Here is a 7,060-nt window from a genome sequence, read left to right as displayed (position 1 = left end):
TCAAATCCGCATACATTTGTTTGAGCCGACGGTTTTCTTCTTCAAGCTCTTTTAAACGGCGCACATCGGATGCTTCCATACCGCCGTATTTTTCGCGCCACTTATAAAACGTTGAATTGCCGATGCCATACTTACGGCAGAGGTCTTTGATCGGCATACCAACTTCAGCTTCTTTCAAAATCGCCACAATTTGGCTTTCAGTCTTTCGTTTGCTCATCGTCAAACTCCTTTCGTTTAGCTTAAAAGAAATTCTACGAGTAATCTGTATTATTTTACGGGGTAGTTACACATTTGTTATACTTGAAGATAGATTATTGAGAATATGGCATAAAAGATGAACTGTGATAATTTTGTACGACTGAGTTTAATTGGTCTGTTAAGTCTGCCCGTTGTTTCAAATGCAGAAGTCAAAAGTATCGAGAACAACAAAAGCATTAGCCAGGGCGTCAAGGAAAATCCCATCATGGGATACGTCGTACCGAAGACTGGTGACTTGAGAATACACAAAGTACACAGTGAACCCAAAAAAGGGTCATTAAGCGTTATCTATAACAACGAACAAAAAGTTCGTCTCACAAACGTCAATGCACAAAGAATTCCTCCTGGTCTCGATAAAATCAAGGCTGCCAAGGCGCTAGGCGAAGGAATTGAAAAGGCGTTGGTTAAAGATAACAGCACAACCCCTGAAAAACAGGAATTCACTACGCCCAAAGGTGTGCACGTAAATTGTGTTGGCGTTCTTATGAAAGATAAGCCAGCCTCCAACCGGCTTTGCTATGCTGTGTTCAACAATTATTATGTCCAGACGAACATGGTCTGGAAAATGGAAAAGAAGAATGATGAAAATGCTTTTTCTCGTTCAGACGATTTTGTTACAACAGTGATGGACCGGTTCAGCGATTATCCCGAGTTATAGGGAAGGCCTAATCAAAGCCGGCGCTATCTCCCCATAACCGCAAACGGGCGATGGGCATTCACCTAATTTGATTGATCGCATCATTCCAAGTGCATTGAGCCAGGATCTTCAAACGGTTTTTCTAAACGTTCCTCAACCCATACATGTGGCGCGCGTGCATCTGCATTTCAGAAGTTTCACGAATAGTGCATAGCCAGAAAACGAACCGAATTCCGGGAAAACCCGAGATTGTTAACAAACGTTAAGTTTCGTAGTATTCAGCAATGCATGCGTTCCATCCTAAGTGTCGTATGCATTTTCGCCTATCGGCACGTGTGCCTGGGCGTTTTTTTACGTCCGGCGATGACACTCCGCGGTTGTGGCTATGTCGGATCAACCACATTTGTCATTACATCTTTGCCATTACCTTAGCCGAATGCCCGTCTCATTGGTGCTGACCATCATCTGCAATATTCAATATGTCTCATTTAGCATATAGGTCGCTTGCGCTGTCGTACATGAGCGTCAATATCGATGGCATTACGGCCTGCAGTGGCATATTCTTTACATTTCAAGCTCCTCTTCAACATCACAATCGTTATACTTAAGAGCAATAACATTTGAATCAGAAGTTCGTTCAAATAATATAGGCCCTTTTATACACTGGGTCATTTGGGAGACATATATTGAAGCGTTCGATATTCATGGCAATGACCTTGTCCCTGGCGAGCACGCCAGCGTTGGCCGCTTATCCGGAACGGCCTATTACCTGGGTGATTCCCAGCCCACCAGGCGACGGCTCTGACTCTATCGGCCGCCTGCTGGCCGACAAGGTAGGAAAGGCGCTTGGGCAAACAATTGTGATACAGAACAAACCCGGGGCAGGGGGGGTGATTGGGTCGGAGTCGGTTGCCAATGCCAAACCCGATGGCTATACCATGATTGTCGGTAATGCCGGTTCACATGGAATTAATGCTGCCATCTATAGCAAGTTGCGCTATGACGTCGTGAAAAGCTTCCGGCCCGTGGGTCTGTTCTGCACGGCAGCCAATGTGCTGGCGGTTCGGCAGGACTTGCCGGTCAGCAATCTGAAAGAATTTGTCGCCTACGTAAAAAACAGCAAAACCTCGCTGAATTATTCCTCCGGCGGTATTGGCAGTTCGGCTCACCTTTCTGCAGAGTTGTTCAAGAGTCTTGCCGACGTGCCGCTGGTTCACATTCCGTACCGAGGCGCAACACCGGCGGTGCAGGCCGTGCTTTCCAATGAAGTGGTTACCATGATCGGCAATTTACCTCCGTGGCTAAGTCAGATCAAGTCAGGCAAGGCAACGGCGTTGGCGGTGACCACAAGGGAGCGTGTACCGGAGTTGCCCGATGTGCCGACACTCGCAGAAACCTATCCGGGATTTGAAACGGTCGCGTGGTTTGGCTTGCTGGCGCCGGCCGGAACCCCGGGTGAACTAATAGAACGCGTCAATGAGCAAATCAACGTGGCGCTGGCGTCTCCGGATATTCAGGAGCGGCTCAAGGCAGTCAGTTGCGCGCCGGCCGGCGGCACGCCCGAGGAGTTTGCCGGGCGCATTCGCAACGATGTCAGTCGCTGGAAAAAACTGGCCCAGGAAAAAAACATCAAGGCCGATTGATACGATGCAGGCGGTCCGGCTGCCATCATGCGTTTAGACTGCCAGCAAGGTTTCAATTCCAAAAGGCACGGGCTTGAAGGGATGGGCGCTTATCAATTGCATATCGGGCTCCACACCCAGGCCGGTGCGATTGGGAACATGGTATTTGCCTTTTTCCAGTGTCGGGTGTTGCTGCCCGACCAGCGCATCATATAGCGGACTTTCCTCAAATTGCAATTCGAGCATATGGGCCTTGCTGGCAACGCAGGCGACATGCAGTGAGGCGACCGTGCACACCGGGCCGGTCGGGTTGTGGGGAGCGAACAGGATATCGTGTGCGGCGGCCATTTCGGCGATTGCCAGCATATGGGCCGGGCCACCACAATACTTAATGTCGGGCATGATCACATCAAGCAGTTTTTCACGAATCTGCATCTCAAAGGAAGCGACGCCAACCTGAGTCTCCGCTGCTGCAATAAGCACGTTCTGTTCGTTGGCGTGAGCCTTGATTTTTCGCAGAGAATCCCAGTTGTCATAAGTTTCTGCCAGGGGACACTCAAACCAGTGCAGACCAACGTCCTGCAGTTGATCCAGTACATCAAGTGCGCTTTTCTCGTCAAAACGCCAATGGCAGTCCACCATTAATCTGGCTTGCGGTCCGACGGCTTCGCGGATGGCATAGAGGCAATCTACCCCGTGTCGGATCAACTGGTCAGCTTCTCCGGCAGCGCACGCAGCGGGTGTGACGCCGTCAAAAGGCGCTGCCTTGAATCCCAGGAAGCCCGCCGCGGCCGCACGTTGGGCTGTGGCGGCAAAGCCTGCCGGTGTGCGATCGACCGTGGCGCGATTAATGTTTGCGTAGACTGAAATGGCTTTTCTTTGCAGGGGAGCAAGCACCGCATGTAGCGGCACCGCCTCCTGCCCGGCGCGGATTGTCCAGAGTGCCTGGGCCAGGGCGCTGAGCACGGCATTGGAAACCAGTCCGCCAGGTAGCATCGCAGATGGCCGCAATTGTGCAATGGCCGCTTCTGCCGTCATGCCCACCAGCGGCTGGCCATGTAGCTGGGTCGCTGTCTGAAGGGCGGTTTCCCAGCCATTGAGCGATGCTTCTCCCCAGGCCCTACTGCCATCGCTCATTTGAATGAGAATGAAAAACCAGTTGGTTTTCGGTGAAACATTGAAGGCAACAGCAGTGACGGACGCGATCGTACTCATATGTGTTCAGGCAGGCCAGTAGGGTGAATTTGAATATTCAGTGGTCACCAGGATCGGCGACTACCCGGAAATATTCTTATTGCAGATGTTATCAACATGAACGTCCCGGATGTCATAATCATAATGCAGTTCGAAGGGGGATGGCGCAGGATTATAAGTATGTCAATGTGAAACATCAGACTTGTGATTTTCCGGTAAGCTATGATGCAGTAGTGATGCATCGTGAGTATAAAAAGGAGTATTCAAATGAAAATGATGACATATGTCATAGGCGCAATATGTGCGGTGGCGTCCTTGCAAGCTTATGCGGCAGAGCCGGTAAAGCCGGCGCATCAGAATGCGGCTTCAGTGTGCAAGCGCGTTCAGGAAACGGCAGAGACTACATTGCAGGCACGCAAAGGTGGGCACAATGACAGGGCCGGGGACAAGGCCAGCCTAGGTAGCAAGAGTAATGATCCGATGTTTACGTATGCTATTGACGTTGCGTACGATAGCGACCTTAACAAGACAGGTATCGGACAGGAAGCGTACGACTATTGCATGTTGCACAAGGCCGGCGCCTGATGGGCTGCTGGCTGGCAGCATTAAAAATACAGTCAGGATTTGTCCAAACATACCTCACTCTATGCCGTTGCATCATACGGCAGCGGTAGTGTAGGGTTTGATGTGCTGGACGATAAGATCAAGCTTGAACCCACACAGATTGCTGCAGGAATGCAACACCGCGTCTAAACGACCACCCAAAATGTCGTAAAAAAGCCTGATTGATGCGAAAAAGCGACATCGGTCAGGCTTTTGCTATTGCTGTATTTTCTTTCGGCCATCAGGCGCTTTTGCACTGAGTGCGCCGTCAAGCCTGCTGTTGCACCTGCTGTGCGCGGCATTCCCATATACCTGCTTTCCATTCATTTTTCCTTTACATGGATCAAGGCGACGATCAGCGCCTAAAAAATACAATACCTCTCAAGCTGCTTCCGTAACCCTTTGATTCGAAAAGATAAGCGGGCCCGTATGCAGTGGTTTGTCAACATGGTTGCCGCGTCTGCTTAGTTTGCTAACGGGCAAACCCGGCAATCATGGTGTCGAGCGACCGGAGTAATCCGGTAAAGCTGGCCGGTGTCATACCGCTAGCCCAAAGGTGATGAAGTAATCCGGTACGCCGGAATGAAATTTGTAAATGGAGTATTCAATATGAAAAAGGCATTGCAATCTATCGTGCTGCTCGGTGCGGCAACCGGGGTGGCGCAAGCTGCAACTTCTGTAACGCTGTACGGTCTGGTTGACGGCGGTATCGGTTATACCAAGACCAAAATTACGGAAAGCGCGACCAAGACACAACCTGGAAACTGGACCGAAACGCGCAATGTTGGGATGGTCAATGGTATCCTGAACGGCAACCGTTGGGGCCTCAAAGGTACTGAAGACCTGGGTAACGGCACCAGCGCCATTTTCCAGGTGGAAAGCGGCTTTGATCTGGGTACGGGTAAATCTAAACAAGATGGTCGTCTGTTCGGGCGCAAAGCCATTATCGGTCTCACCGGCGATAGCTGGGGTACATTGACCCTGGGTCGCCAGTACAACGTGGCCGATGATGTGGTTTCTGGAATTGATCCGTTCGGCACCGGTGTTCTTCAGGCTGGTGTTGTTGACGGTGCATTCGGTGATTCTCCTTCTGCCCGCATGGACAACTCCTTCAAGTATATGACACCTGATTTCGGTGGTTTCAAATTCGGTATTGCCTATTCAGGCTCTCACAAAAAATCGTCATCTGAAATAGACGAGAAAGAAACTGAAAAGCGTGATACTTCCAACTGGCTTTCAACAGGCCTGGGCTTTAACAATGGTCCGGTTTCTGTCGGTCTTTCCTATGATCGTTTCCGCACCGATATTCGTAATCGCGGTTACACATATGATAAAAAAGCCGGTGAAGACGTTCCTTTCGATACAAAAACCAAAGGCACTACCCATATGTGGAATCTGTTCGGCGCTTATGACTTTGAAGTCGTTAAACTGCACCTGGGCTATGGTCTGATTCGTGGTTCTGTAGCTAGCAGCGCCGTTACTGAGGCTAAAGTCGGTAGCATTGGCCTGAATGGTGCACTGGCTGGCTTCACGACTGTTATGGACCCCGATAGCAAATTTCATGGTTTGAACTACACAGAAACCGACGGCTTCCGTCAACAGTCCTGGATGGTTGGCCTGAGCGCACCTGTGAGCGACACCGGCACCGTTCTGTTCTCTTACCAGGGTAACAAGTCCAAAAACACCAACGAGGACTTCGACGGTATGAAAGGCAAGCTGAATATCTTCAGCCTGGGCTATGTACAAGGCTTGTCCAAGCGTACCCGCGTGTATGCTGCCGCTTCTTACGGTGTAGGCAAAATGAAGTTTGATGAATCGCTCCACAGGGGTAACGTCAAACTGAAATCCACCCTGATTGGTGTCGGTCTGCAACACCGCTTCTAATGACATGCATCGCTTGGTGATGTATTCATAAAGCAGAAAAATACCACCCTTCGGGGTGGTATTTTCATTGTAGCTGTATAAATGCGGCCTTTCCTAAGTCGATGAAGCCGCAGTGGTATCAACTATCCTTTGGGCTTGTCTTTTGATGATGCTGCTGGCTTTGCCGGCATGCTTTCAGTGGACTGATTATCGGATTGTGTGTCCGCCGAGTTTTTCAGTTTTGTAAATGCCTCGTCCAGGTTTTGGTCCGCCTGCATCAGTTTGTCTCGCGTCGATTGCATCCATGCCTTATCGTCGCTCAGGCGCTTGTTGCTTTCGGTCAGCATGCGCTCCACTTCCGCCGGTTGTGGCCCGCCAGTACCCATTCTGGTTTTTACCATGAATTCGGGAGAAAGCACTTCCCGGAAATGGGCTTCATTGATAGGCAGTTTAGCATCGGGCAGTTTATATTTCTGTAGCGCCTTGGTATACAGTTCAGCGGCCTTGGCATAAGGAAAGTCTTTGGGTTTGAAGCCGTTGGCCCGCGCTTCAGTCACAATTGCTGAAGCAAAGCTGTGGCCTACACGGAACGGGATCTGATGTTCCTTTTGCAGGGCTTCGGCCAGCTCTGTAAATACCCCATCTTTAATACACCACACACATAGAATTTATAATGTTAATTTATAGTCAATGGGTGTCATGTCATTGAGTGAATCGTGCGGTCTTTCGGTGTTGTAAATCGTTGTCCAGTGTTCCGTGATGTGTTGAACTTGCTTCAACGACGTAAAAAGATATAAATCTAATACCTCTTGGCGGTACGTACGATTGAAGCGCTCAATATAGGCGTTTTGATAGGGGCAACCGGGCTGCGTATAATCAATAT

At 49.9% G+C, this 7,060-nt stretch carries 9 protein-coding genes; 4 read left to right on the top strand and 5 right to left on the bottom strand.

What is annotated here, in order from left to right; translation table 11 throughout:
- On the bottom strand, positions 1-217 hold a 217-nt coding region (locus tag CAP48_RS12845; RefSeq protein ID WP_153045701.1), incomplete at its 3' end, for a transposase.
- Positions 218-334: 117 nt separating this feature from the next.
- On the opposite strand from CAP48_RS12845, the gene CAP48_RS12840 reads away from it, so the two are divergent.
- Both CAP48_RS12840 and CAP48_RS12835 read left to right on the top strand, forming a co-directional pair.
- On the top strand, positions 335-916 hold the full coding sequence (locus CAP48_RS12840) for a hypothetical protein (RefSeq protein ID WP_100697344.1): 582 nt from the start codon (positions 335-337) through the stop codon (positions 914-916).
- A 665-nt stretch (positions 917-1,581) separates the two neighbouring features.
- Positions 1,582-2,538, top strand: a complete 957-nt coding sequence (locus tag CAP48_RS12835; protein WP_242444481.1) for a tripartite tricarboxylate transporter substrate binding protein — start codon at positions 1,582-1,584, stop codon at positions 2,536-2,538.
- A gap of 33 nt (positions 2,539-2,571) precedes the next feature.
- On the opposite strand, the gene CAP48_RS12830 is transcribed toward CAP48_RS12835, so the two are convergent.
- Positions 2,572-3,732 (bottom strand): mandelate racemase/muconate lactonizing enzyme family protein, encoded by a 1,161-nt coding sequence (locus tag CAP48_RS12830; protein WP_100697342.1) that lies wholly within the window; start codon positions 3,730-3,732, stop codon positions 2,572-2,574.
- Positions 3,733-3,978: 246 nt separating this feature from the next.
- Here CAP48_RS12830 and CAP48_RS12825 point away from each other — a divergent pair, with 246 nt between their 5' ends.
- Entirely contained in the window at positions 3,979-4,296 is a 318-nt protein-coding gene (locus CAP48_RS12825; RefSeq protein ID WP_100697340.1) for a hypothetical protein, read from the top strand.
- A gap of 164 nt (positions 4,297-4,460) precedes the next feature.
- Here CAP48_RS12825 and CAP48_RS20240 read toward each other — a convergent pair whose 3' ends face one another.
- Complete coding sequence (locus tag CAP48_RS20240; protein ID WP_161495260.1) at positions 4,461-4,637, bottom strand: hypothetical protein; 177 nt, start codon at positions 4,635-4,637, stop codon at positions 4,461-4,463.
- Positions 4,638-4,923: 286 nt separating this feature from the next.
- On the opposite strand from CAP48_RS20240, the gene CAP48_RS12815 reads away from it, so the two are divergent.
- Complete coding sequence (locus CAP48_RS12815; RefSeq protein ID WP_100697338.1) at positions 4,924-6,198, top strand: porin; 1,275 nt, start codon at positions 4,924-4,926, stop codon at positions 6,196-6,198.
- A gap of 122 nt (positions 6,199-6,320) precedes the next feature.
- On the opposite strand, the gene CAP48_RS12810 is transcribed toward CAP48_RS12815, so the two are convergent.
- Positions 6,321-6,836 (bottom strand): hypothetical protein, encoded by a 516-nt coding sequence (locus tag CAP48_RS12810; RefSeq protein WP_197707273.1) that lies wholly within the window; start codon positions 6,834-6,836, stop codon positions 6,321-6,323.
- A 9-nt stretch (positions 6,837-6,845) separates the two neighbouring features.
- A partial coding sequence (locus CAP48_RS12805) for an integrase core domain-containing protein (RefSeq protein ID WP_161495259.1) occupies positions 6,846-7,060 on the bottom strand: 215 nt, incomplete at its 5' end.

The organism is Advenella sp. S44, from assembly GCF_002810445.1.
Lineage (GTDB): Bacteria > Pseudomonadota > Gammaproteobacteria > Burkholderiales > Burkholderiaceae_B > Advenella.
The sequence above is the reverse complement of the archived record's forward strand: the minus strand, read 5'-3'. Positions and strand labels throughout refer to the sequence as shown.